Raw genomic sequence first — 24,010 nt, 5'->3', positions numbered from 1 at the left:
GAGCCTCTTCATTTTTATTCGTTAATGAATTTCACGCAAACCGGTTCAGGAACGTGAATGTCTTTTTGTAGTAAAGTAAGGGCGCCTGTTTCTTGATTTACGCCGAAAACAGTAACGTTGTTCGTGTTTTCATTGGAAACAAGTAGAATTTCGCCAGTTGGATCAAGGTCGAAATCGCGAGGGCCAACGCCTTCTACAGGAGTAGTTGCCGCCAAGCTCAATTTTCCTTCTTCATCGATTGCAAAAGTAACAACCGCATCTTGTCCACGGTTAGAAACATAAAGAAAACGTCCATCATTAGAAATATGAATCGCGCTACCTTTGTTTTCGCCTTCAAAATCAGCAGGTAAAGACGGGATACTTTGCATTTCTGTTAACGTGCCAGTAGCTTCATCATAAGCCGCCACAATAACGTCTGCCGCCATTTCAGTCATGATATAAGCAATACTAGCTTTTGGATGGAAAACAAGGTTACGAGGACCGTTACCAGCTTTTACTTTTAAATCGCTTACCTTTTCAAGAACGCCATTTTTGATTGCGTACGTTGTGACGAAATCTGTTCCAAGATCGCACGTAATAACGTATTTTTCGTCAGGTGTAAAACCAGCGAAGTGAGCATGCGCTTTTTCTTGACGCTCTGGGTTAACGCCTTTACCAATGTGTTGCACCTCAGAACTAGCTTCTTTTAGCGCACCTTTATGTGTTGGATAAGCAATGATTGTACCTAAATGGTAATTCGCCGAAACAACATAATCGCCATCACGAGAAGAATCCACGTAACAAGGCGGGTTTCCAGCTTTCACTTCTTGGTTTAACAATTCTAGCGAGCCATCTTCTTGGATTTTAAAAGCAGCAACGCCACCTTTATCGCCATCTTTTGCAACCGAATAAATATATTTTTGATTTTCTGTTATTTTCAAGTAGGTTGGGTTATCCATCTTACCAGCCAGTTTATTTTGCGTAATCTCACCAGTTTTTTTATCGATGTGAAGACGGTAAATCCCTTCACTTTCTACTTTGGTGTATGTACCAATGTAGGCAATCGCTTCTTTGTTAGCCATTCATAATTCCTCCTTAAGCTTTCTATTCTCTCTCATTATAGCACAGCCAGAGAAAAGTATAGGCTTATGAAGTTTTGTTACGTTAATGTTACAAAAATGTCAGGGGAGATTGTCTTTTTAGCCCGAAAATGCAAAATAGAAATAAAAAATGAACTTTAAAACCCTTTCATAAAGCTATTTTAGTAGAATCCAATACAACCTTACAAAAATGTTGTAACAATAATGTAATAAAAGTATTGACTTTGAAATAATTGTAGTGTAATATAAAGATATCGAAAGGGCGCCCCTTAGAAAAAATAAAAAATAGCACTTAAAGGAGAGATTACAATGAACAACGTAATGAACAGAAAATCAACTAAAATGGTAGCAGCAGCAGGTTTGGCATTGACATTAGCATTCACAACAGTAGGAGCAGGAACAATCCACGCAGACGCCGCACAAACAACAAAATATGTCGCAAAACCGCAAATGGTAACAGCAAAATCAGACGTTAAAGTTCGCGCAGGAGAAAGCACCAAATCCAAAGTGCTAGGCATACTTAAGAAAGGCGAGAAAGTCTATTTCGTAAAAGATGACTACGGCTGGAGCAAAGTAACATACAAAGGCAAAACAGGCTATGTCGGCACACGCTATCTTAACATCCCAGGCAAACAAGTCGATTCCAAAAAAGCACCCGTGAAAAAAGCAACACCTGCAAAAGCTTCCACAAAAAAAGTAACACCAACAAAGAAAACAACATCAAAAGCACAAGCATCAAAAACAGTAACAGCAAAAACAGTAACAGCAAAAACAGCCGTAAATGTTCGCGCTAGCCAAAGCAAAACATCGAAAGTATTAGGCGTACTTAAAAAAGGCGAAAAAGTAACTGTTGTAAAAGAAAGCCGTGGCTGGAGCCAAGTTACTTATAAAGGTAAAACAGGCTATGTAGCAACACAATTCCTAAGCACAAAATAAGTTTTTTGCAACAAGAGTGGAAGGCTAACATGGCATAGAAATCAAGTATGGCCGGAAACTCATCACATAGATTTTTGCACTAACTCCCCCAAATGAAAAGAGTCTGATCTGGTAAAGTCAGGCTCTTTTCGGTTTGTTGACATGAAATTTGGAAAAATGGATGAGTTTTGTGTATATGTAGACAGATTATCTACAGATAAAAGGACTGAACTGGTGTGTAGAATTCCAATTCAGTCCCTTTTTTAGATAATACCTTCTGTCAACATGCTATCTGCAACTTTAAGGAAGCCGGCGATGTTGGAACCAACAACGAGATTTCCTTCTGCATCATACGCGGACGCTGTAGCACTAGCATTTTTGTAAATGTTTTTCATAATGGATTTCAAATGAGAGTCCACTTCTTCAAAAGTCCAGCTCATACGGATACTGTTTTGCGCCATTTCAAGTGCGGATACGGCTACACCACCAGCATTGGCGGCTTTTGCAGGTCCGAATAATACGCCGTTTTCTTGGAAGACAGCTACCGCGTCAAGTGTAGACGGCATGTTCGCGCCTTCTGCGACAGCGATGACACCTTTTTTAACAAGCTCTGCTGCTTGATCGGCATTGATTTCGTTTTGCGTTGCGCAAGGTAAGGCGATATCACAAGCTATTGACCAAATGTCGCCGTTTGCCACAAAAGTAGCGTCTGGATGGTGTGTTGCGTATTCGCTAATCCGTTTACGTTCTTGTTCTTTTAGTTGTTTTACTGTTGCGACGTTAATACCGTTCTCATCTAGGATGTAGCCGCTTGAATCGCTACATGCAATGACTGTTGCGCCGAGTTCGTGGGCTTTTTCGATGGCATAAATGGCTACGTTACCTGATCCGGAAACGACGACTTTTTTGCCTTTTAAGGAATCGTTTTTGTCTTGGAGCATTTCTTGTGTGAAGTAAACTACGCCGTAACCTGTGGCTTCGGTACGTGTTAAACTTCCGCCGTAGTTCAAACCTTTTCCTGTTAATGTGCCGGCATCAAACGCGTTTAGGCGCTTATATTGACCGAATAGGAAACCGATTTCGCGGGCGCCAACACCGATGTCGCCTGCTGGAACGTCTGTATTGGGACCGATATATTTCTGTAACTCGGACATGAAGCTTTGACAAAAACGCATAACTTCGTTGTCTGTTTTACCTTTAGGATCAAAGTCGGAGCCACCTTTACCGCCGCCGATTGGAAGACCTGTTAGGGAGTTTTTAAAGATTTGCTCGAATCCAAGAAATTTGACGATGCTGCCGTTTACCGATGGGTGGAAACGCAGGCCGCCTTTGTATGGACCGATAGCGCTATTGAATTGTACGCGGAAACCACGGTTGACTTGTACATTACCATTATCGTCTACCCAAGGCACACGGAATGTAATAAGTCGTTCAGGCTCGGTCAATCTTTCTAGAATTCCAGCCGCTTCGTATTTCGGCTCTTTCGCTAAGACAGGAACTAAGGATTGTAAAAATTCCTCTACTGCTTGGTGAAACTCGCTCTCAGAAGGATTGCGTCTTTTTACTGTTTCAAAGATACGCGCTGTATAGTTCTCTGCTGCCTCTACTTCTTTCGTGACTGTGGTTGGTTGTACCATATTGAATCGCTCCCCATATTCTTAATTTAAGTGAGAATAAACGTATCATGGCGTGGAAGATAATTATCCATGTGTGTTCTTTGTTTTCAGGAAAAGGTTATTCTGAAATTTCACTTATAATGTTAGTTTACATGAAATACGCCGAGGATACAAGATAAAAAAATAATTTTTCAGATTCTTTTAATAAGATGCGCAATTTATAAACGCTTTCTTTGAGATGGGACAAAATGTTACAATGATAAGGAGTTCAAAAGAAAAGAGGAATCGTTGTGTACAAAGAAGAAATGTTGGAAAAAGGATTTATACGTTTTGATGCTGGTGCGGACATTGCTAGTTTATATAACAAGGATGCGGCATGGGTGGAAAGTCAGTTCGCCGAGATTGAGGCGGCTTTTGAAAACTTGCCAACGGATACTTACGCGTCTGGACTTCATCGTTATCGCCGTTTTTCGCGTGCGGTTATTTTGCCATGGTCCAATCAGGTGGAATGGTTGCCTGCGATGGTGAATGAGGACGGGGAAGAAGTTGCGGAGTATTTTCAAGGAGCGTTTAATCCGGAGTTTCGCGACGCGTATCGTAGTTTCCCAATGCTTGAGCAAGCGATGTTGGATAATGAGCTTTTGAAGAAGATTATTCAATTTGATTTTGCGCAGACGTATTGGGACAAGCGGGATATGGTGATGCCGGTCAATGTTGGCGTGCATTTTGTGAAGTTGAAAGTGGAACGTGATGGGGAAGAGGCGGTTTCTTCGCCGAACTGTTTGCATCGGGACGGCGAGCCGTTTACGTTTGCGCATTTAGTGAAACGTCAGAATGTGAACGGTGGTCAAAATGTGATTGCGACGATTGATGATGTGGATCAGTTCCCAGAAGCGATTGATGCGAGTCATATTTTTGCTGATTTTGCATTGACGAAAGCGTTGGAATCTTATGGTGTTGCGGATGAGGCAGTGAGTCATTACGTAAGTTCGGTGCATAAAGGCGAACAAGATGAACCGGGCGAGCGTTCGATGATTTTGATTGACTATCAGCCGACTGTTGTAAAGCCTCTATAAAATAAAGCAAAAAGGGAGAACATAATGGAGACAAAACATGCATGGATTATTGGTTGGTGTTTAATTATTGGTGGTTGCGCGATTGGGAATGGCGCGGCGACATCGGATGATGAAGGGATGAATCATGTCAATCTTTCTAATGATGGGCCGCTCGATGTAGCAGTGAGTGCGGAGGAGACCAAACTGCTGTATGAGGAAGATTTGGCAACTTATTTAGGAATTGGCGATGAAGAACTAGCGAAATTGCAGAAGCAAGGAAATTTACCGACAATCACGATAGATGGGACGAAATATTATCCTAAAGCGAGCATTGATAAATGGATCGAGGATAATGTCGGCAAATCGTTTTAGCAATAAAAAAACACACGCCGGGGAAGCGTGTGCAAGTAGGGAGTTATAGGAGGTTGTGGGGCGGCGATATTAAAAGGGATATCAGGGAATTAAATATGGTATAGGGATGTATTCGTCGTACATGAGCAAAGCGAGTCATGCTCACAGTAGTTGGAATAAGGAATGAGTTTTCTTTGAAGTGTGTATTAGACTTTAAAGAAAGCTCATTTTATTTATCGCCACTGGCCACATCATCTCGGGGAAAGATGACTTCTCCAATACATTAAGTATAGCGTGTAAAAGGGTTTGGAAACATCGCTTTGGCTTACAATTTTGAAGTGCAAAGTGACAATTTTGTCAGGATTCAGATATTAGATTAAAATGTGATGAGAGTAGGATTAGAAGGCAATTGCGTGACAAAAAAATAGGCTCCGACGAAGGAACCTATCGATGGTTTTTTATACAAATTTTTGCGTTTATTGTTTGCTTTGAACAGGGATGTAAACTGTGAATGAAGATTCTCTTAAGTCTTCTAAATTGAAGTTGCCGCCGATGCCGACTGTTTCGCTTTGGCTTAGTTCGCCGTAAGATTGGCCGATGAAGGCATCCAGTGCTGTGCGGTCGGTTTCTTTGGATACGAATTTAGCGTATTCTCCTTCTGGAATTTCGAATGATGTGGAGCCTGCTGTTCCGGCTTTTGCTACTAGATAACATTGTTTGCCGTCGATGCTCGCGTTGATGGCAACGTAATCTGTGTCGTTTGCGGCGTATTTAGCGATGGCTGCAGCTTTTACTTCACTCATTGGACCGAATCCTTCTACGCGTGGATCGAAGACAGGAATTTCGACTTGTTCTCCAGAAAAAACTTCTTTACTTAATTTTACGATTTCAAATGACATGGTTTGTTCCCTCCAACTTAATTTTTTTATTTGTTATAATAGCAATATACCACAGGAATGATGACAATAAACTGTCAACATTGTAGAACGGAGAGAAAAAAAGATGAAGATTGAGCGTCTGATTAGTATGATTATGTTGTTATTGCAACGCGAACTTGTAAGTGCTGCGGAAATGGCGCGGATGTTTGAGGTTTCCAAGCGAACGATTTACCGCGATGTCGATACGCTTTCGATGGCGAATATTCCGGTGTACACATTGCCGGGCGCTAAAGGTGGAATCGGGATTATGCCTACATATAAAATAGATAAGAAACTGCTCACCGTGGAAGACTTAAGCGCGATTGTGGCTAGTTTGGATGGCTTAGAACAATTGCTAGCATCGCCTGAAATTAAGAAAACCGTTTTGAAAATGAAAAACATGTTGGGAGAAAATGATGTGTTGCCGGCTAATTCGATTTCGCTCGATTTTTCGAATTGGAGTATGAAGCAGGAACTCAATGAAAAAGTAGAAAAGTTGCACCTAGCCATCAAGAAACTACAGCTTGTGCAACTTAGTTATATTGACCGCGATGGAAAGCAAACGATGCGTCTGATTGAGCCGTATCATCTGCTTTTTCGAAATCGGTCTTGGTATGTGCAAGGGTATAGCTTAGAGCGTGAAAACTTCCGAACGTTTAAAATTTCGCGCATTGTCGGCATGGATGTGTTGGATCAGGTGTTTGAATCGCGGAATTTCACGGTGAAGCCATTTGAAAGTATGCCGAGCCGTCCTCATTTTCAATTGTGTGAGGTGGATTTGCTTGTGGATAAGGTAGCTCGGGAGCAAATTGTGGAACGTTTTGATGTTGCCTCCATGAAGCAAGTGGATGAGGAGCAGTTCTCGGTTGTTGTGAACTTGCCGAATCATGAAGTTGGGTATCGATTTTTGTTGCAACTCGGTACACATGTCACAATTTGTAGTCGGGATTCGTTTTATACGGGTTTCCAGGCGTATTTACGCGCTATTCACGAGAAGTATGTGTAATTATTCGTTATCCAAAATCGAGGCCAGCGCTTGTATGCAGCCTTGGTTTTCGCTTTTGGAGCCGATTGTGATACGAAGCCAGTTTGGTTTTAAGCCAGCGCGGACGATATAGCCTTTTTGCAAAAGTTGGTTGAAAAGCTCGGTTGCGTCGCGTTCGGCGTTAAAGAAAATGAAATTGGCGTCGGATTTGTAATAGGAGAGGCCACGCTGATTTAGGAATTCATACCATTGTTGTAATCCCGCACTGTTTGCCTGGACGCATGTGTCGACAAAATGTTGGTCGTTTAATGCGGCGATTGCGGCGGATTGGGCGATGGATGACGTGTTGAACGGGAGCCGAACGATGTTGAATGCGTCTTGAAGCGCTTCTGGGATAATCGCGTATCCGATGCGTAAGCCCGCGAGACCGTAGATTTTGGAGAAGGTACGCATAATGATGAGATTCGGGAAGCGATCAAGTAGCGCCAGTGTATCTGGATAATCTTCAGAAGTCGCGTATTCGAAGTAAGCCTCGTCGCTGATGACAAGGACATTTTTCGGAACGGCTTCTAGGAGCGTGAGCACTTCGGCTTGGCTAGAAATCGTGCCAGTCGGATTGTTCGGATTGCATAGCCAGATGATTTTTGTTCGTGCATTCACGGCGTTAGCCATTGCCGCAAGGTCAGATGTCCCAGTTGCTTCATCGACAGGAATGCGAATCGTTTCGGCACCTTCAATCGTCGCATGCAAGGAATATTGCGAAAAAGTCGGAGCGGCTTCAATGATCGTATCACCAGGTGTCAAAACGGCGCGGGAAATGATTTGGATGACATCATCAAGCCCTGAGCCAAGCAGAATTTGATTGGTTGGTACATCATGAAATGCCGCAATCGCTTCACGCAAAATACGACCGGCACCGTCGGGATAATACGATAAGTCAATATCGCCTGCTTTTAGTAGTTTGGTGACGGCTTTAGATGTGCCGAATGGGTTTTCGTTGGATGCCAGTTTGTAGATTTTTTCAAGACCGAGTTCGCGGCGAACTTCTTCTAGCGGTTTGCCGGGTTTGTATGCGGACAATGCGTCCAAAGCTGGTTTTGTTTGCATGGGAGGACCTCCTTATAATTCGTCGATTGGCTTGCGGTCTTTTGTGACGCTGAGTTTGCCTTCGCGTTTTTCGAGTTCGCGTTCGATGTCTGCTGGCGTTAGCCCTTGTTCTGCGAGCAAGACGAGGACGTGGTATGTCAAATCGGCAAGTTCCGACGTGAGCTCTGCTTTGTCCTGATTTTTAGCAGCAATCACGACTTCCGTTGCCTCTTCACCTACTTTTTTCAAAATTTTATCGAGTCCGCGGTCCAATAAATAATTCGTATAGGAGCCTTCTTTCGGTGTAGTTTTGCGGTCGTTGATTTGGTCGTAGAGTTCGTTTAGGATGCTCATTTTGTCGTCACTTCCTTTTCAAGATTGAAAAAACAGCTATGGGCGCCAGTGTGGCAGGCGGGGCCGATTTGGTCGACGCGGATGAGGAGGGTGTCGCCATCGCAGTCAGACCGAATTTCTTTGACGTGTTGGAAATGCCCAGATGTCGCGCCTTTGTTCCATAGTTCATTGCGAGAACGCGAGAAGAACCAAGTGGTGTTTGTTTCGAGGGTTTTGCCGTAACTTTCTTCGTTCATATAGGCGAGCATGAGGACTTCGTCGGTCGTGTCTTCCACAATAATTGCCGGGATAAGCCCCTTTGAAAAATCGAGTGTCATTGGCGAATCGCAACCCCTTTCTCTTGCAAAATTTGTTTCACCTCTGGAATCGTCATTTCACCGTAATGAAAAATAGAAGCGGCAAGTGCGGCGTCAGCGCTCGTTTGTTCGAAAACATCCACCATGTGCTGAGCGTTTCCGCAACCACCAGAGGCGATGACAGGGACGGTGACGGCGTTACAAATCGCATCAGTGAGCGCGATATCATATCCGTCTTTCGTTCCATCACCATCCATACTCGTTAGCAAAATTTCACCTGCGCCAAGCGATACTGCTTTTTTTGCCCATTGGATGGCGTCAAGCCCAGTGTCATCACGACCGCCGCGGCTATAGACATGCCAGGTTTTATCTTCGGCGTGATATTTGGCGTCAATAGCAACAACAATACATTGATTGCCGAATTTTGCGGCGCCTTCTGCGATTAAGTTTGGATTTTTAAGTGCAGCTGAATTGAGTGAAATTTTGTCGGCACCGGCTTGTAATAAGGCTTTCATGTTTGCCACGGAATGGATGCCGCCGCCAACCGTAAGTGGAATGAAGACTTGTTCGGCAGTTCGCTCCACCACGTCAATCATCGTGCGCCGCTCTTCGTGCGTAGCCGTAATATCAAGGAATACGAGCTCATCAGCACCGGCTTCATTGTAAGCTTTGGCGATTTCGACAGGGTCACCAACATCCGTTAAAGATACGAAGTTAATGCCTTTGACGACACGCCCATCTGTGACATCGAGGCATGGAATGATGCGTTTAGTTAGCAAGGTTCTCCACCTCCGTGATTTCCGCCATGGAAATATTGCCGTTGTAGAGCGCTTTTCCACAAATGGCGCCGTATAGACCGAGTTGCACTAGCTGTTCCAAATCTTGTTTATTACTAACGCCGCCAGATGCGATAATATCAACGTTTACAGCTTGTTGCATGGCTTGTAGTTGCTCCAAATTCGGACCTTCTAGCGTGCCATCTTTAGCAATATCGGTGAAAATGATCGTTTGAACACCAATCTTCTCGACTTCTTTTGCAAAAGTGAGATAATCCGTCGTGCTTACATCGAGCCAGCCAGACGTTGCGACAAAGCCATTTTTCGCATCAATGCCAACTGCAATTTTGTCACCGTAAAGGGTAACGGCTTGGCGAACGAAGTCAGGATTTTCGAGAGCCGCCGAGCCAATAATGACGCGGTCAATCCCTGCTTCTTCTAAATAAAACGTCACTTGCTTCATGTGGCGAATGCCGCCGCCAACTTGAACGGGAAGATTCGCTGCTTTTTTCATGGAACGAATGACGTCTAGATTAATCGGTTTGCCTTCTAGTGCGCCGTCTAAATCCACGATATGTAGGTAGGTCGCACCTTGTTCGCTGAAGGCTTTAGCTTGTGCGATCGGATCGGGATTTACCACCGTTTCTTGGGCGAAATCACCTTGATACAGCCGAACACAACGGCCATTTTTCAAATCTATTGCTGGGAAGATGCGCATGTGATTACCTCCTTAAATCCTTGTAAAATTTCAAGTCCCGCTTGGCCGCTTTTTTCGGGATGAAATTGCGCGCCGTAGACGTTCTTGTTCGCGATAATGCCGGGAACTTGGACAGAATAGCTGCTGCTTGCCATGACATATTTAGCGTCGCAGTCTGCGTAATATGAATGGACGTAGTAAACAAAATTACCCTCTTGATTTTGCGTTAAAGGACAGTTTTGCGTGACTTCGAGTTGATTCCAACCCATGTGCGGGATTTTTGCAGTGTTTGGTAGTAATTTGACTTGGCCCGGAATTAAGCCGAGACCTTGTGTGTAGCCATGTTCTTCGCTGGAGTCGAGCAGTAATTGCATGCCGAGACATACGCCGAGCAGTGGTTTTCCTTGTGCCACAACATCTTGCAAAACTGCAATCAAATCGCGTTCCTCAAGTGATGCCATTGCTTCTGGAAACGCACCAACACCGGGTAAAATAATGCCATCCGCTGCTAAAATCGTGTTTTTCGAAGCTGTAATCGTATTTTCAATGCCGATGTAATCCAATGCTTTGCTGACGCTTTTCGTGTTTCCCGCATCGTAATCAATAATCGCAATCTGCATTTACAACACACCTTTCGTCGAGTTGACGCCCTGAATATCAGGATTCACCGTAATTGCTTGACGCAACGCACGGCCGAACGCCTTGAATAAGGCTTCAATTTTGTGGTGCGTATTTTTGCCGTAAAGCACGCGGCAGTGTAAGTTCATCGCGGCATTAAAAGCCACCGCTTGGAAAAATTCTTCCACGAGCTCTGTATCAAAAGCACCGAGTTTTGGATTATCAAACGTTGCATCGAAAACAAGATAAGACCGACCGCTCAAATCCAGTGCCACAAAGCCAAGCGACTCATCCATTGGCACGTACTCCGAACCATAACGATTAATACCCGCCTTGTCTCCAAGCGCTTCCTTCAAGCATTGCCCAAGCACAATCCCGACGTCCTCCGCCGTGTGATGCGAATCTACTTCCAAATCACCGATGGCCTCACAGACGAAACCAATCCGGCTATGACGCGCGAAAAGTGTCAGCATGTGATCGAGAAAACCGACCCCAGTATTAATCTCGCATTTCTCCGATTGATCCAGATAAACTTCCATTTTTATCGATGTTTCCGCCGTTTTTCGTTCCATTTTAGCAGTTCTCATTTAGTTTTCCTCCTCAAAGCGAATTTGGATAGCACGAGCATGCGCCGTCAAGCCTTCTTTTTCAGCGAGCAGGACAATGGCATCTTTTTCTTTGGCCAGTGCTTCTTTTGTATAAGAAATAAACGATGTCCGTTTGCAAAAATCAGCGACACCAAGCGGGGAGAAGAAGCGCGCTGTTCCACTCGTCGGCAAAACATGGTTCGGACCAGCAAAATAATCGCCCAACGGTTCCGAAGCATACGCGCCTAAAAAGACCGAGCCCGCATTTTTAACATAGCTTAAATAATCAATCGCGTTTTCCAGTTGAATTTCCAAATGTTCCGGTGCAATCTCGTTCATAATCTCAAAAGCATCCGCCAGCGTCTCCGTCACAATCACCTGCCCAAAATTCGCAATCGAAGCTGTAGCGATTTCCACACGAGGCAGCGTCTGCAACTGTTTCTCAACTTCGTCCGCCACGGATGTCCCAAACTGCTCACTCGTCGTAATCAAAATCGCGCGCGCCAACTTATCATGTTCCGCCTGAGACAACAAATCCGCCGCCACAAAGCGAGGATTCGCCGTCTCATCCGCCACAACCACAATCTCTGAAGGGCCAGCAATCATATCAATATCCACAATCCCGAACACTTCCCGTTTTGCAAGTGCCACAAACAAATTCCCCGGACCAACAATCTTGTCCACCTTCGGAATCGAATCCGTCCCAAACGCCAGCGCCGCAATAGCTTGCGCACCACCAATCTGATACACCTCATCTGCTCCAGCAATGGCAGCAGCCGCCAAAATATGAGGATTCATCCCGTCCTTACCAGGCGGAGTTACCATAATAATCCGCGGCACTCCAGCAATTTTAGCAGGCAAAATGTTCATCAATACCGACGAAGGATAAGCCGCCGTCCCACCCGGAACATAAATCCCCGCCGTTTCCAATGGTCTAATCAACTGCCCGCGCAACACACCGTTTTTCTCCGTATCGACAAATCCCGATTGTTTTTGCTTTTGGTGGTAGGAAAGAATGTTGGCTTTGGCCTGCTCTAAAGCTGCGATAAAATCAGGCTCCACTTGATCTAACGCCTGCTCCAAGGCATCTTGTGGTACCTTAAAATCAGTCAATTTCACCCCGTCAAATCGCTCCGTAAAGCGAAACAAGGCATCATCACCATCCGCGCGAACCTCCGCAATAATCGCTTTCACTGCGGCTTCCGTTTCCGCTTGCACATCATCGCCAGAAAAACTATGTAACTGTCCTAAAATCTCCTCTTTGCTTCCAGTAATAAATCGCATTACGCATCCACCTCCAACGTATTTTCCAACCGATCAATCAACTCAAAAATTTGCGCCTTGTTCCGTTTCAGCGATGCCTTATTCACAATCAGGCGTGCCGAAATAGCGTACATCGTATCAAAAATGACCAAACCATTTTCCCGTAATGTCGAACCAGTTTCTACAATATCAATAATCGCGTCCGCCAAACCGAGAATCGGCGCCATCTCAACAGAACCTTCAATCTTGATAATCTCGACATCCTCACCACGTTCGCGAAAATATTTCGTAGCGACAGTAGGGTACTTCGTTGCAATAATTTTGCGTCGGTAATCACTCGGATCATAACTTGGCGTCGAAGCCAAACAGAACTGGCATTGCCCAATTTTCAAATCAAGCATCTCGTAATGTTCCTTGTCCTGCTCCATCAAGACGTCTTTTCCAACAATCCCAATATCCGCGACGCCATGCTTCACATACGTCGTCACATCTGGCGCCTTTGCCAAAATAAAAGAATAAGGCTCCGTCTCACTCGCAAAAATCAATTTTCGACTTTTCTCATGTAGCATATCGCAATTGACACCAGCCTTTTCAAGAAGTGCCACGGCGGATTTCTCCAAGCGTCCTTTCGTTAACGCGATTTGTAATGATTTCATGATGTGACCTCCAATTCCAGAATCGTATTGTTGCTAACATCGATGAGTTTACTAAATTGCCATTTTTCCGCGTAAGCAATACTTTCCGACAATTCATCGAAAAAACTAAGCGAAGCATTCGGCGTCTGCGCCAGCACTTCTTCAGCGAGCTGCGTCGTTTCCAGCGAATAATGAATAAAAACTTTCGCATCTGCATCTTTATTTTTCAACGTACGGCGTTTCAAGGATACAATCTCATCCAAATTCAGCGCCAGCCCAACCGCAGGCCAGTTATCTTCGCCAAATTGCGCGAACAGCGAATCATAGCGACCGCCGCTCAAGAAATGAACCGCCGACATATCCGCATAGCCCCGAAAAATCGCCCCCGTATAATAATGCAATTCCTGCACGAGCCCAATATCCACCGACAAATGTTCCGGCGCATCCACAATCTGCACAATCGTCTCCATCTGCGCCAGCGCCTCCAAAATCACGACATTATCCGTCAAATCCCGCGCTTCTTGAATCGTATCCACCGAACCAAACAATCGCGGCAATGCCAAAATAAACGCATCCATCGCACTCGGATGACTCGCCACAAACGACCGAATCCCAAACAAACTCTTATTTTGCAAGGCTTGGCGAAAGGCTTCCTCATCATTTTCCTGCAAACCGAGCGTCTGCACAATCGCCTGATAGATCGCCGCATGCCCAATTTCAATTTGGAAATCCGTAATCCCAAGCTGTTTCAAAACGCCAATCGCGCTCGTAATACATTCAATCTCCGCCTTAATCGAAGCAAAGCCAATAATCTCAATCCCAGCCTGCGTCATCTCATTCCGCTCACCCGCAAGTTCCTCATTAGCCCGAAAAACCTTGCCGCTGTAGCAAAGTTTCAAAGGTGGCGTCACCCCAGTCGTACTAATCACACGCCCAATCGGAGAAGTCATATCCGGCCGAAGCACCGTCAACCGACCTTTCTTATCAAAAAAGCGATACAAATTCATATCATTAATTGCCGAAAAAACATCATCAAATTCAATGACAGGCGTCTCAATCCGCTGATAGCCTCGCGCATGAAACGACCGATTCACCTGATGCTCCATATCATAAGCCGACGCCGCTTCCTTAAAAAGCTTATCTCTAGTCCCGATGGGTAAATTCCGATTCCATTTCATATCTAAGCTCCTTCTTCAATAAACTTTAACATATTAGCATATTAGCAGAGTAAAGCGTTTTTGTAAATAGATAAAGCCCAATTATTCTTTTGTCCATTATATCAGAAAAATGAAATATTTTATAAGGAAAGCATGACTAGAATTTTCAGCAATGTTATAATGAGGGAAAAGAGGAGCGATGATAGATGAAGAAATGGGACGGCCACACGCATACAGAGTTTTGCCCGCACGGTTCTGGAGATTTAGTCGAGACGATGATTGAAAAAGCAATTGGGCTTGGCTTCACCGATTATTCGATTACCGAGCACCCACCAATGCCTGTAGCTTTCGAACGGGAGATTGCGAATTCACCAGAAGACATTGCAACCGCGGTACTCCGCTGGGATCAGTTGGACGCGTATTTCAAGAAAGCGCACGAAATGAAACAGAAATACAAAGATCAAATTCGCATTCACGTTGGTCTTGAAGTCGACTTCTTGCCAGGATTTGAAGCAGATACACGAGCGCTACTTCGGGAATATGGTTCGCAGATGGATGACAGTGTTTTATCGCTTCATTTCATGCCTGGCGTGGATGGTTGGCGTTTCATCGATTTTTCAGCAACTGATTTCGAAGCGGGAATTTGGAAGCATTATGGAAGTTTTGCCGCGATTCAAAAGGCGTACTATAGCATTATCCGCGAATCGTTGTTTGCCGATTTAGGACCAGCCAAACCACGACGACTCGGCCATATTTCACTATGTCAGAAATTCCAACATTATTTCAAAAACGAACAAACAGCAATCACAGGCGCCGCGCGTGACCAAGTATCCCAACTTTTAAAAGAAGTAAAAGCTCAGCAATACCAACTAGATTGGAACACCGCAGGACTCTACAAAGAATTTTGCCAAGAAACCTATCCACCACTAGACATCGCGCAAGTTGCCCAATCACTCGGCATCGAACTCATCTACGGCTCCGACTCACATGCCCTAGAAGACATCGGTCGAGGCTATGATTATTATGAAAAACATCAATAAAAAAGAGGCACCGCGATTTTTGCGATGCCTCTTTTTGTTAAACAATAAATACAAAATATAAAATAAACAAGACCATCAAAATATACATAATTGGGTGAACCTCTTTGTAACGGCCTTTAAAGAACATCGTAATCGGATAGAAAATAAATCCTAATGCAATCCCCGAAGCAATCGAGAAGCTAAGTACCATCATCAAAATAACCATGAAACACGGCACAGCAATCTCGAATTTTGACCAATCGATATGTGCGACATTGCCAATCATCAAAATCCCGACAATCACAAGAGCTGGCGTCGTCACCGCACTTGTAATCACCCCGAGTAAAGGCGAGAAGAACATCGATAACCCAAAACAAATCGCAATCACAATCGCGGTCAAACCAGTACGACCACCAACCGCAACACCCGCTGTAGACTCTACATAAGAAGTTGTCGTCGAAGTCCCAAGAATCGACCCAACAATCGTAGCCGAAGAATCCGCAAACAAAGCACGAGTTGCGCGCGGCACTTTATTATCTTTCATAAAACCAGCCTGATTCGCCACAGCCACAAGCGTTCCCGCCGTATCAAAGAAATCAATAAAGAAGAATGTCAAAATCACGATTAACATCTGCGGCGTAAAAATATCACCAAGATGGAAAATCGCTTGCCCAAAAGTAGGCGTAATATCTGGAATTGGCGCCACAATTTGCGTCGGAACATCAATCAGTTGAAAAATCATCCCGACAATGACCGTTGCCGCCATCCCAATAAAAATCGCCCCATTAATATTTAACGTCATTAAAATAATCGTTACAACAATACCAAAAACAGCTAGCAATACCGCACTGTTATGTAAATCACCAAGTGCCACAAGCGTAGCCTTATTCCCAACAATAATTCCCGCGTTTTTCAAACCAAGAAAAGCGATGAAAAAGCCAATCCCAGCCCCAACAGCGAATTTTAGTTCAGTTGGAATCGCATTGATAATTTTTTCACGAATACCTGTTACCGTAAGAACGATAAACACACAACCTGATACTAAAACACCAGATAATGCCGTTTCCCAAGGAATGCCCCACTGTGCACAAACCGTGTACGCGAAGAAGGAACTAAGTCCAATCCCAGGTGCCAACCCAATCGGATAGTTTGCGATAAGTCCCATAAGTAGCGAACCAACCACAGCCGCTAGAGCCGTAGCGACAAACACTGCGCTCATGTCCATTCCTGTTGTAGAAAGCGCAGATGGATTGACAAATAATATGTACGCCATCGACAAGAAAGTCGTTAACCCCGCCAAGATTTCCGTTTTAACCGTTGTCTTATTTTCTTGCAGTTTAAACAATTTCTCCATTAAAAAAAGCCTCCCTGAATTGTGTTGTCGCACATTTTTCAAAGATGAGCCATCGCAAAAAAGAACGGTCCCTGAACAAAAGAGACTGCATATGCTATTGCTCGTAGTTCAGCCATTTACGGTAGCTGAGTAGAAACGTCCGGGCCCTATTCCCAGACATATACGACATCTTCTTATTTTAGCTCAATTGACAGAGGTTAGCAAGTAGATTTTGAGGGATTGTTTCTCTTTGAGCCTTGCGGAGAAAATGGATTTTTGGTACAATGGACATGAAAAGAAGACTGTGCTCGACACACAGTCTCCCTAATAAGTAGAAACCGTTAAAGACGGTGACTTAGTTTAAATGTGAGTAACCATCTATCACCTCGTCAAAGTGAGATAGGCGGTTACTCTTTGTCTTTGTCCACAGATTTAACAATCACAACTACTAAACCGATTAAGGAAACCGTAAAGCTTCCAAAACCAATCATGAGCGCAATTGCTTCTGCAACTGACAATGCTGAACCTTTCCAAAGGGATTATCTTATTTTTCATAAGCATCACCGCCTTTATGTTGATAGCCACCATCTTCACTTTTCTACTAAGTTCATTATAGCAAGATTCTTTGTATTTTTCATCACAAATTGAATTGTTATTTCCGAAACCGTCATGATGATGGTTTTTTGTTTTTATATACTACTTTATTCGTTTATAAGTTTATACTTTTAATTAAATAGGGTATAATAAAGTTATTAAACAGGCTTAGATGGCTTGTCATTTGGAGGTAGCTAAAATGAAATATGAATTTCCGAAAGATTTTTGGTGGGGTAGTGCGGCTTCGGGGCCACAGACGGAAGGTGCGGCAGATGTAGATGGAAGAAAGGCGAGTATTTGGGATCATTGGTATCAAGAGGAGCCGGGGCGCTTTTTCAATAATGTTGGGCCTACTAATACATCGAATTTCTACTATCAGTACAAAGAGGATATTCAATTGATGAAGGAAACGGGGCATAATTCGTTCCGGACGTCGATTCAATGGTCACGCTTAATTCCTGATGGTATTGGAGAAGTGAATCCGAAAGCGGTGGAATTCTACAATAACGTGATTGATGAGATGTTGGCGAATGGTGTGGAGCCGTTTATGAACTTGTATCATTTTGATATGCCGATGTCGATGCAGGAACTGGGCGGTTGGGAAAATCGTGAAGTGGTTTCTGCTTACGCGACTTTTGCAAAAACGTGTTTTGAGTTGTTTGGGGATAAGGTGAAGCATTGGTTTACTTTTAATGAACCGATTGTTCCTGTGGAAGCGGGTTATTTATATGATATGCATTATCCGAATGTCGTGGACTTTAAACGTGCGGCGCAAGTGGCGTATCATACGACGGTAGCTCATGCGCTTGCTGTGAAGGAATATCATGCGTTAAATCAAGGTGGCGAAATTGGAATTATTTTAAACTTGACGCCTTCTTATCCGCGTAGTCAAAATCCTGCTGATTTGCGTGCGTCTCATATTGCGGACTTAATTTTTAATCGTAGTTTCTTGGATCCGGTGACAAAGGGCGAGTTTCCTGCTGATTTAGTGGCTATTTTGAAAGAGCATGATGCTGTGCCAGTGCATACGGAGGAAGATTTGGCGGTTATTAAGAACAATATTATCGATATTTTAGGTGTGAATTATTATCAACCGCGCCGTGTGAAAGCGAAGGAATATGCGGCTCATCCAGATGCGCCATTTATGCCAGAGCATTTGTTTGATAACTATGAAATGCCATATCGGAAAATGAATCCGTATCGCGGTTGGGAAATTTTTGAGAAGGCGATTTATGATATTGCGATTAATTTGCGTGATAACTATGGCAACATTCCGTTCTTTATTTCGGAAAATGGGATGGGTGTGGAAGGTGAAGATCGTTACCGCACAAGCGATGGCTCGATTGATGACCACTACCGAATCGCGTTTATTAAAGACCATTTGAGATGGTTGCACAAAGCCATGGATGAGGGTGCGAACTGTAAAGGATATCATTTGTGGACGTTTATGGATTGCTGGTCTTGGGCCAATGCTTACAAAAATCGTTATGGTTTAGTGGAAGTGAACTTGGATGACAATTACAAACGGACGATTAAGTCTTCGGGTCGTTGGTACAAAGAACTGTCTGAAAATCATGGTTTTGAAGGTTAATTTTATGGTAGAATAGAAAGAAAAAGAGGTGTTTAGCGTCATGGCGAAAAATCAGACAAAATATAGTTTTATTGCGGAAGAGTTGAAGAAGCGTATTTTCGCTAATGAATATCCGCTTGATAAGCCGATTCCGGATGAAATGACACTTGCGAAAGAATTTGATTGTAGCCGTATGACGATGAAAAAGGCACTGGAAGTTCTTGTTTTGGAAGGGTTATTGTATCGGAAGCGGGGGCACGGGACGTTTATTATTAAATCGGCACTCGATATGGATCGGTTAAATATTCATAGTCAAGAGGTTAACGGATTTACGAAGTTGCTTGAGGGGCGCGATGTGGAAAGTAAAATTGTGCATTTTCAGGTGACGTTTCCGGATGAATATGTAGCGGAACGGTTAAATATAGATTTGGAGACACCGATTTATGATATTGTTCGGGCGAGGCTTGTGGACGGTGAACCGTATGTTTTGGAATATACGAGTATGCCAGTGGCGCTTATTCCTGGTGTGACGCAGCAAGTGCTGGAGCATTCGATTTATTCATATATTCGCGAAGAGCTGAACTTGAAAATTGCGAGTTCGTATAAGCAGATTCGCGCGGATAAGCCGACGGAGATGGATTTTCAGTATTTGGATTGCGAGAATACGGACCCGGTTATTGAAGTAGAACAGACGGTTTATTTGAATAATGGGATGGCGTTTGAGTATTCGAAGTCGCGCCATCGGTATGATAAATTCGTGTTTACGACGGTGAATATTGCGAGACGATAATAAGGAGATTGGAAAAAACTCAAGATAAAGCAAAATCGCCAAACCATTTATTTTGGGTAGGACGAAAAATTTTGCTATACACAAATCGAGCGAAAGCGTTTGTATTCAGGGAGTTTGGTGGAAGCCGGAAGCGGAGCATACTTGTGTATGTGATGACTGAAAGCAGGGAGGGAGTCGTATCCCCGACCATGCGAGAAGTTATGCGTAGCGTATGCGAAGTAGAACCGGAAGTCCGCCAAACTCCCTGAATGCGAGCGCTTGTCGCCGATTTATTTGGGTTATGCTCCAAACTCTTTTTTATTGGAGAAATTGGGGTGGATGTGCTATGTTGACTTTATGAAAAAAGGATTGGATGCGAGGTTTGATGATTAAGGTTTTAGTTGTGGATGATAATTCGTTTATTACGGGTGGCTTGGAGATTATTTTAGGGACGATGGATGGGATAGAGGTCGTTGGTTCTGCGGAGAATGGGGCGGAGGCAGTGGCGTTTTGTCAGGCGCAGGCGGTGGATGTTGTGTTGATGGATGTGCGGATGCCGGTGATGGACGGGGTGGAGGCGACGAAGCAAATAACGGAGACGACGGATGCGAAAGTGATTATTTTGACGACGTTTGATGATGACGCGTTTATTTTGAAGGCGATTGCGAATGGTGCGAAGGGCTATTTGTTGAAAAACAATGATCCGGAGTTGATTCGGCATGCGGTGATGAGCGTGATGCGGAATCAGAGCATCATTCAGGAGGAGATTTGGGATAAAGTGAAACAGTCGCTTGGGACGGAAAAAACGGGTGTGACGCCTGATTTGAGCGGCTTGCGGCTGACGGCGCGTGAAATGGACGTGATGAAGGCAGTGGCGAGTGGGCTTTCGAATAAGGAGATTGCGAAGAATTTGTTTATTTCGGAAGGGACGGTGGCGAACAATATTTCGGCATTGCTCGGTAAATTGGGGCTGGATCATCGGACGCAACTGGCGATTTTGTATTTGACGGGCAAAGTTGGGGGCGGTGAGATGTGACGCGTTATAAGTTGATGCTGGATAGCACGTTTTGTTTACTGCTGGTGGTTTATTTGTTTCAAGTGGATACGGCTAACGGGTTGGTGGCCATTTATTTATTGCACTTTTTATTGTATTTATCGCTGACGTTGTTGTCGTTTGTTTTGGTGCGATACCAGTTGGGAATTCGATTGTTGCTGATTGGGCTTGTTTGGCTGGTCAGTGTTTGGTATTTGCCGCTGATGGGGTTGTTATTGCCGTTTTGTACGCTGGCTTTGTTGCTTTATGGCAAAAAATTGGAGGCGACAAGAGTTTGGTTGGCGCTTATTTTGACGGGGATTCCGTTCTTTTTTAGTGGGTATTCGTTGATTTATGCGGGGATTAGTATTTTTGTGGGGGCTTTTTATTGGTATTTGAATCGGGCTGCGTATGTGACGGCGGATTTGGTTGCGGAAAATGAGGAGATGCGCGTGAAATTGGATGGTTTTGCGGCAAAGTTAGAGGCTGCGGAGACGACTGGAATCAGGCAGGCATATTTGGCGAAATTGGAAGAGCGCAATGTGTTGTCACACCAAATTCACGATCAGTTGGGGCATTCGTTGACGGGCGGTTTGATGCAACTGGAGGCGGCGAAGGCTTTGCTTAGCACGAATCAGGAAAAAGCTGCGGAACTACTGGATAATGCGATTTTGATAAATAAGGCGGGGATTGAAGAGATTCGCAAAACGTTAAAAACGACGAAACCGGCGCAGGAAAGTCTTGCGATTAATCGTGTGAAGGCACAATTAGAAGCGTTTGAGACGCAGTACGGGATTCGGACGATTTTTCAAATGCAGGGGGAACTTAGTAAGGTGACGCAAGCGATGTGGTATGTATTTATTCAAAATTTGACGGAAGGTTTGACGAATGTGTTGAAGTATAGTCAGGCGAGTCGTGTTGAGGTGACATTGACGATTTTGAATAAATTTGTGCGGATGGAGATGAAGGATAATGGTGTTGGCGCAGATTCGGTGACGAAAAGCCTTGGTTTGACGGGGATGGAAGAGCGAACGGCGAAGCTTGGCGGAAAATTGATTATCGATTCGACCGACGGATTTCAAATTATCACGTTGGTACCACTGGAAACAATGAAAAATGACTAGCGAATGTGAAGAAATTCGTGAAATCTTCACGGTAAGAAAGTGAGTATTTGCACTGTTGCGATGCTCACTTTTTTTCTATACTAGAAGCAAGATAAGAAATGGAAATGAGGGAAAGCAATGAAAATCGTAGAAATTGAGCAGCTAACAAAGAAATTTGAGAAAAATATTGCTGTGGATAATTTGGATTTGGCAATTGAAGAAGGACAGATTTTTGGTTTATTAGGGCCAAACGGTGCGGGAAAAAGTACGACAATTAGTGTTTTGTGCGGGCTTTTGAAGAAAACCAGTGGTGTGATTCGGCTGTTTGGTGAGAATCAAGAGCAGCACGGAATCGAGATTAAGCAGCGGATTGGTTTAGTTCCGCAAGATATTGCGCTGTATAATGATTTGTCGGCGTTTGAGAATGTACGTTTTTTTGCGGGGTTGTACGGGCTTCGTGGGAAAGCGCTGGATATGGCGGCGGAAACGGCGTTGGAATTCGTTGGTTTGGCGGATAAGCGGAAAGATAAGCCAGGAACTTTTTCTGGTGGGATGAAGCGTCGTTTGAATATTGCTTGTGCGATTGCACATAAACCAGCGTTGATTATTATGGATGAGCCTACGGTTGGGATTGATCCGCAGTCACGGAATTATATTTTGAAGTCGATTAAGAAATTGAACGCTTCTGGTTGCACGATTATTTATACAAGTCATTACATGGAAGAAGTGGAGGAATTATGCGATTACATTGCGATTATCGACCACGGAAAAGTGATTGCAGAAGGCACGAAAGAGCAGTTGGTGAGCCTTGTTTCTGACATGAAGGAAATGCGAATTGTTGTTGATGATGTGCAAAAAATTGATTTAGAAGATTTGCGGACGATTTCGGGTATTCAGCTTGTGGAAGTGATGGCGGGCAATACGGTGAAAATTACGTCGAACAGTGAAGTGAATAATTTGAATAAGGTGTTGGAAGCATTGATTCGCCAGTCGGTGGAAGTGATTGAAATGAACCAGCAAACATTGAATTTAGAGACGGTCTTTTTGAATTTGACTGGTCGGAAATTACGGGATTAGGGAAGGGATGTTAGGCAGATGATGATTTTTCATATAATGTTTAAGGCAATCAAGCTTACGCTGCGTGACAAGGGTTATTTTCTCTATATGCTGATTTTTCCGTTGGCGCTAATTCTTGTGTTGGGAAGCGTGTTGCAGGATAGCTTTAGCAGTGATGTGAAGCTGGATAAGATGAAGGTGGAATACGTGGTGGAGCAGCATAGTCCGATTGGTGAGGGTTTCAGTCAATTCGCGAAGACGGCGAGTGGGAAGCAGATTGTTTTTAAAGAAGCAAAAAGCGCCAAGGCTGGCAAAAGTGCAGTGGAAAATGGCGATGCGGTTGGGTTTGTCGCGGTTGGGAACGATTTGACGGTGACGACGAATTCGCCGAGTCAGATTGAGATGAGTGTTTTAAACGGCTATTTGACGCAGTTTACAGCGCAGTATCGATTGGCGAGCACGATTATTAAAGTGGATCCGACACAGGCTAAAATTTTGCAGAACCCGCCTAAAGTTTCTGATTCAGCGGTTACAATTGAGAAACAGGCGTCAGGAAATGAGATTACGGCCTTTGAATATTATGCGATTGCGATGATTGCAATGGTGATGATGTTCGGGATAAATAGTGGTATTAGCGTGTTTCGTGAGGAGAAGGTACGCCATACGGATGTGCGATTGTTTATTGCTCCAATTCGAAAATCAACAGCGATTATTGGGAATTTCCTCGGTGCGATATTTATGCAAGTCGTTGCATTGATTTTGTTAATGATTGTTTCGCAACTTTTCTTTGGGGTTCATTGGGGCCAGAATGCGTTGCTGATTTTTGTGATTTACTTTAGTTTATTGTTCTTGTCAGTGGCGATTGGGATGGCGGTTGATGTGTTTAGCAATGGGAATCCTGCGGCAACTGGAGCTGCTTCGATATTGGTGCAAGTGTTTGCGTTTCTTGGAGGAGCTTATTTTCCGACGGGAGATGGCTTGATGTCGAAACTTTCGCCGATTGGTTGGGTGCGTGTCGGAGTGCGTGATGTGATGTATAATGATGTCATTTCGGCGGCGTTTTGGCCGATTGCGTTGAACATTGCGATTACGTTAGTGCTTGTTGTTGCCATGAGTTATTGGATCAGACGAAAGGAAGTGTATTAA

26 protein-coding genes and 1 riboswitch are annotated in these 24,010 nt (G+C 44.1%); of the genes, 11 read left to right on the top strand and 15 right to left on the bottom strand.

The window, feature by feature from the left end; translation table 11 throughout:
* Nucleotides 1-14: 14 nt before the first annotated feature.
* Nucleotides 15-1,061, bottom strand: coding sequence for a lactonase family protein (locus EP57_RS11865; RefSeq protein ID WP_036087023.1), 1,047 nt, complete (start codon nt 1,059-1,061; stop codon nt 15-17).
* A 327-nt stretch (nt 1,062-1,388) separates the two neighbouring features.
* Between EP57_RS11865 and EP57_RS11860 the strand changes: the two genes are divergently transcribed.
* The gene (locus tag EP57_RS11860; RefSeq protein ID WP_036087022.1) at nt 1,389-2,015 is read left to right on the top strand and encodes an SH3 domain-containing protein; all 627 of its coding nucleotides are present in this window, start codon (nt 1,389-1,391) and stop codon (nt 2,013-2,015) included.
* Between the two features lie 242 nt (nt 2,016-2,257).
* Here EP57_RS11860 and gdhA read toward each other — a convergent pair whose 3' ends face one another.
* On the bottom strand, nt 2,258-3,631 hold the full coding sequence (gene gdhA, locus EP57_RS11855) for an NADP-specific glutamate dehydrogenase (protein WP_036087021.1): 1,374 nt from the start codon (nt 3,629-3,631) through the stop codon (nt 2,258-2,260).
* Nucleotides 3,632-3,900: 269 nt separating this feature from the next.
* Here gdhA and EP57_RS11850 point away from each other — a divergent pair, with 269 nt between their 5' ends.
* Together EP57_RS11850 and EP57_RS11845 are read left to right on the top strand one after the other, a co-directional pair.
* Complete coding sequence (locus EP57_RS11850; protein ID WP_114982774.1) at nt 3,901-4,686, top strand: 2OG-Fe dioxygenase family protein; 786 nt, start codon at nt 3,901-3,903, stop codon at nt 4,684-4,686.
* Between the two features lie 24 nt (nt 4,687-4,710).
* Nucleotides 4,711-5,037: a helix-turn-helix domain-containing protein gene (locus EP57_RS11845; protein ID WP_036087020.1), complete on the top strand. Its 327-nt coding sequence runs from the start codon at nt 4,711-4,713 to the stop codon at nt 5,035-5,037.
* Nucleotides 5,038-5,492: 455 nt separating this feature from the next.
* Here the strand turns inward: EP57_RS11845 and EP57_RS11840 are convergent, their stop codons facing one another.
* Nucleotides 5,493-5,915, bottom strand: coding sequence for an effector binding domain-containing protein (locus EP57_RS11840; protein ID WP_036087018.1), 423 nt, complete (start codon nt 5,913-5,915; stop codon nt 5,493-5,495).
* Nucleotides 5,916-6,018: 103 nt separating this feature from the next.
* Between EP57_RS11840 and EP57_RS11835 the strand changes: the two genes are divergently transcribed.
* The gene (locus EP57_RS11835; RefSeq protein ID WP_036087015.1) at nt 6,019-6,939 is read left to right on the top strand and encodes a helix-turn-helix transcriptional regulator; all 921 of its coding nucleotides are present in this window, start codon (nt 6,019-6,021) and stop codon (nt 6,937-6,939) included.
* Here the strand turns inward: EP57_RS11835 and hisC are convergent, their stop codons facing one another.
* From hisC to hisZ, 10 genes are read right to left on the bottom strand one after another with little or no spacing between them, the layout of a single operon-like run.
* Nucleotides 6,940-8,025: a histidinol-phosphate transaminase gene (gene hisC, locus EP57_RS11830; RefSeq protein WP_036087013.1), complete on the bottom strand. Its 1,086-nt coding sequence runs from the start codon at nt 8,023-8,025 to the stop codon at nt 6,940-6,942.
* A gap of 12 nt (nt 8,026-8,037) precedes the next feature.
* Nucleotides 8,038-8,352 (bottom strand): phosphoribosyl-ATP diphosphatase, encoded by a 315-nt coding sequence (hisE, locus tag EP57_RS11825; RefSeq protein ID WP_036087250.1) that lies wholly within the window; start codon nt 8,350-8,352, stop codon nt 8,038-8,040.
* Between the two features lie 2 nt (nt 8,353-8,354).
* Entirely contained in the window at nt 8,355-8,675 is a 321-nt protein-coding gene (gene hisI, locus EP57_RS11820; protein ID WP_036087012.1) for a phosphoribosyl-AMP cyclohydrolase, read from the bottom strand.
* Nucleotides 8,672-9,433, bottom strand: coding sequence for an imidazole glycerol phosphate synthase subunit HisF (gene hisF / locus EP57_RS11815; RefSeq protein ID WP_036087010.1), 762 nt, complete (start codon nt 9,431-9,433; stop codon nt 8,672-8,674). The genes hisI and hisF overlap by 4 nt, the downstream gene beginning before the upstream one ends.
* Nucleotides 9,423-10,148, bottom strand: coding sequence for a 1-(5-phosphoribosyl)-5-[(5-phosphoribosylamino)methylideneamino]imidazole-4-carboxamide isomerase (hisA, locus tag EP57_RS11810; protein WP_036087008.1), 726 nt, complete (start codon nt 10,146-10,148; stop codon nt 9,423-9,425). Before hisA ends, hisF begins: the two co-directional genes overlap by 11 nt.
* A complete protein-coding gene (gene hisH / locus EP57_RS11805; RefSeq protein WP_036087007.1) occupies nt 10,127-10,747 on the bottom strand; it encodes an imidazole glycerol phosphate synthase subunit HisH in 621 nt (206 codons plus the stop codon). The genes hisA and hisH overlap by 22 nt, the downstream gene beginning before the upstream one ends.
* Complete coding sequence (gene hisB / locus EP57_RS11800) at nt 10,748-11,332, bottom strand: imidazoleglycerol-phosphate dehydratase HisB (protein ID WP_036087006.1); 585 nt, start codon at nt 11,330-11,332, stop codon at nt 10,748-10,750.
* Complete coding sequence (gene hisD, locus EP57_RS11795) at nt 11,333-12,616, bottom strand: histidinol dehydrogenase (RefSeq protein WP_036087005.1); 1,284 nt, start codon at nt 12,614-12,616, stop codon at nt 11,333-11,335.
* Nucleotides 12,616-13,251 (bottom strand): ATP phosphoribosyltransferase, encoded by a 636-nt coding sequence (hisG, locus tag EP57_RS11790; protein ID WP_036087003.1) that lies wholly within the window; start codon nt 13,249-13,251, stop codon nt 12,616-12,618. Before hisG ends, hisD begins: the two co-directional genes overlap by 1 nt.
* Nucleotides 13,248-14,408, bottom strand: coding sequence for an ATP phosphoribosyltransferase regulatory subunit (hisZ, locus tag EP57_RS11785; protein WP_036087001.1), 1,161 nt, complete (start codon nt 14,406-14,408; stop codon nt 13,248-13,250). Before hisZ ends, hisG begins: the two co-directional genes overlap by 4 nt.
* A gap of 185 nt (nt 14,409-14,593) precedes the next feature.
* Between hisZ and hisJ the strand changes: the two genes are divergently transcribed.
* Nucleotides 14,594-15,427 (top strand): histidinol-phosphatase HisJ, encoded by an 834-nt coding sequence (gene hisJ / locus EP57_RS11780; RefSeq protein WP_036087000.1) that lies wholly within the window; start codon nt 14,594-14,596, stop codon nt 15,425-15,427.
* 37 nt (nt 15,428-15,464) lie between these two features.
* On the opposite strand, the gene EP57_RS11775 is transcribed toward hisJ, so the two are convergent.
* Nucleotides 15,465-16,760: an NCS2 family permease gene (locus EP57_RS11775; protein WP_036086999.1), complete on the bottom strand. Its 1,296-nt coding sequence runs from the start codon at nt 16,758-16,760 to the stop codon at nt 15,465-15,467.
* A gap of 84 nt (nt 16,761-16,844) precedes the next feature.
* Nucleotides 16,845-16,946: riboswitch (purine riboswitch) on the bottom strand.
* Nucleotides 16,947-17,146: 200 nt separating this feature from the next.
* Entirely contained in the window at nt 17,147-17,257 is a 111-nt protein-coding gene (locus EP57_RS16700; RefSeq protein ID WP_077912919.1) for a putative holin-like toxin, read from the bottom strand.
* Between the two features lie 275 nt (nt 17,258-17,532).
* On the opposite strand from EP57_RS16700, the gene EP57_RS11770 reads away from it, so the two are divergent.
* From EP57_RS11770 to EP57_RS11745, 6 genes are all read left to right on the top strand, one after another.
* Entirely contained in the window at nt 17,533-18,924 is a 1,392-nt protein-coding gene (locus EP57_RS11770) for a glycoside hydrolase family 1 protein (protein ID WP_036086997.1), read from the top strand.
* A gap of 40 nt (nt 18,925-18,964) precedes the next feature.
* Entirely contained in the window at nt 18,965-19,693 is a 729-nt protein-coding gene (locus tag EP57_RS11765; protein ID WP_036086995.1) for a GntR family transcriptional regulator, read from the top strand.
* Nucleotides 19,694-20,057: 364 nt separating this feature from the next.
* On the top strand, nt 20,058-20,708 hold the full coding sequence (locus tag EP57_RS11760; protein ID WP_036086993.1) for a response regulator transcription factor: 651 nt from the start codon (nt 20,058-20,060) through the stop codon (nt 20,706-20,708).
* Complete coding sequence (locus tag EP57_RS11755) at nt 20,705-21,829, top strand: sensor histidine kinase (protein ID WP_052167664.1); 1,125 nt, start codon at nt 20,705-20,707, stop codon at nt 21,827-21,829. Before EP57_RS11760 ends, EP57_RS11755 begins: the two co-directional genes overlap by 4 nt.
* A 117-nt stretch (nt 21,830-21,946) precedes the next feature.
* The gene (locus EP57_RS11750; RefSeq protein WP_036086992.1) at nt 21,947-22,885 is read left to right on the top strand and encodes an ABC transporter ATP-binding protein; all 939 of its coding nucleotides are present in this window, start codon (nt 21,947-21,949) and stop codon (nt 22,883-22,885) included.
* Between the two features lie 18 nt (nt 22,886-22,903).
* On the top strand, nt 22,904-24,010 hold the full coding sequence (locus EP57_RS11745; protein WP_052167663.1) for an ABC transporter permease: 1,107 nt from the start codon (nt 22,904-22,906) through the stop codon (nt 24,008-24,010).

The organism is Listeria booriae (genome assembly GCF_000766865.1).
GTDB lineage: Bacteria > Bacillota > Bacilli > Lactobacillales > Listeriaceae > Listeria_A > Listeria_A booriae.
This window is presented reverse-complemented; position numbering and strand designations above follow the sequence as displayed.

What these genes read in the sequence shown, in the direction of transcription:
- EP57_RS11750 (WP_036086992.1), top strand. Translation starts at nt 21,947, where the DNA reads ATGAAAATCGTAGAAATTGAGCAGCTAACAAAGAAATTTGAGAAAAAT.
- EP57_RS11860 (WP_036087022.1), top strand. Translation starts at nt 1,389, where the DNA reads ATGAACAACGTAATGAACAGAAAATCAACTAAAATGGTAGCAGCAGCA.
- EP57_RS11840 (WP_036087018.1), bottom strand. Translation starts at nt 5,915, where the DNA reads ATGTCATTTGAAATCGTAAAATTAAGTAAAGAAGTTTTTTCTGGAGAA.
- hisZ (WP_036087001.1), bottom strand. Translation starts at nt 14,408, where the DNA reads ATGAAATGGAATCGGAATTTACCCATCGGGACTAGAGATAAGCTTTTT.
- EP57_RS11865 (WP_036087023.1), bottom strand. Translation starts at nt 1,061, where the DNA reads ATGGCTAACAAAGAAGCGATTGCCTACATTGGTACATACACCAAAGTA.
- EP57_RS11835 (WP_036087015.1), top strand. Translation starts at nt 6,019, where the DNA reads ATGAAGATTGAGCGTCTGATTAGTATGATTATGTTGTTATTGCAACGC.
- hisD (WP_036087005.1), bottom strand. Translation starts at nt 12,616, where the DNA reads ATGCGATTTATTACTGGAAGCAAAGAGGAGATTTTAGGACAGTTACAT.
- EP57_RS11765 (WP_036086995.1), top strand. Translation starts at nt 18,965, where the DNA reads ATGGCGAAAAATCAGACAAAATATAGTTTTATTGCGGAAGAGTTGAAG.
- hisC (WP_036087013.1), bottom strand. Translation starts at nt 8,025, where the DNA reads ATGCAAACAAAACCAGCTTTGGACGCATTGTCCGCATACAAACCCGGC.
- EP57_RS11775 (WP_036086999.1), bottom strand. Translation starts at nt 16,760, where the DNA reads ATGGAGAAATTGTTTAAACTGCAAGAAAATAAGACAACGGTTAAAACG.
- hisG (WP_036087003.1), bottom strand. Translation starts at nt 13,251, where the DNA reads ATGAAATCATTACAAATCGCGTTAACGAAAGGACGCTTGGAGAAATCC.
- EP57_RS11770 (WP_036086997.1), top strand. Translation starts at nt 17,533, where the DNA reads ATGAAATATGAATTTCCGAAAGATTTTTGGTGGGGTAGTGCGGCTTCG.
- hisI (WP_036087012.1), bottom strand. Translation starts at nt 8,675, where the DNA reads ATGACACTCGATTTTTCAAAGGGGCTTATCCCGGCAATTATTGTGGAA.
- EP57_RS11845 (WP_036087020.1), top strand. Translation starts at nt 4,711, where the DNA reads ATGGAGACAAAACATGCATGGATTATTGGTTGGTGTTTAATTATTGGT.
- hisA (WP_036087008.1), bottom strand. Translation starts at nt 10,148, where the DNA reads ATGCGCATCTTCCCAGCAATAGATTTGAAAAATGGCCGTTGTGTTCGG.
- hisJ (WP_036087000.1), top strand. Translation starts at nt 14,594, where the DNA reads ATGAAGAAATGGGACGGCCACACGCATACAGAGTTTTGCCCGCACGGT.
- EP57_RS11745 (WP_052167663.1), top strand. Translation starts at nt 22,904, where the DNA reads ATGATGATTTTTCATATAATGTTTAAGGCAATCAAGCTTACGCTGCGT.
- EP57_RS11760 (WP_036086993.1), top strand. Translation starts at nt 20,058, where the DNA reads ATGATTAAGGTTTTAGTTGTGGATGATAATTCGTTTATTACGGGTGGC.
- gdhA (WP_036087021.1), bottom strand. Translation starts at nt 3,631, where the DNA reads ATGGTACAACCAACCACAGTCACGAAAGAAGTAGAGGCAGCAGAGAAC.
- hisH (WP_036087007.1), bottom strand. Translation starts at nt 10,747, where the DNA reads ATGCAGATTGCGATTATTGATTACGATGCGGGAAACACGAAAAGCGTC.
- hisB (WP_036087006.1), bottom strand. Translation starts at nt 11,332, where the DNA reads ATGAGAACTGCTAAAATGGAACGAAAAACGGCGGAAACATCGATAAAA.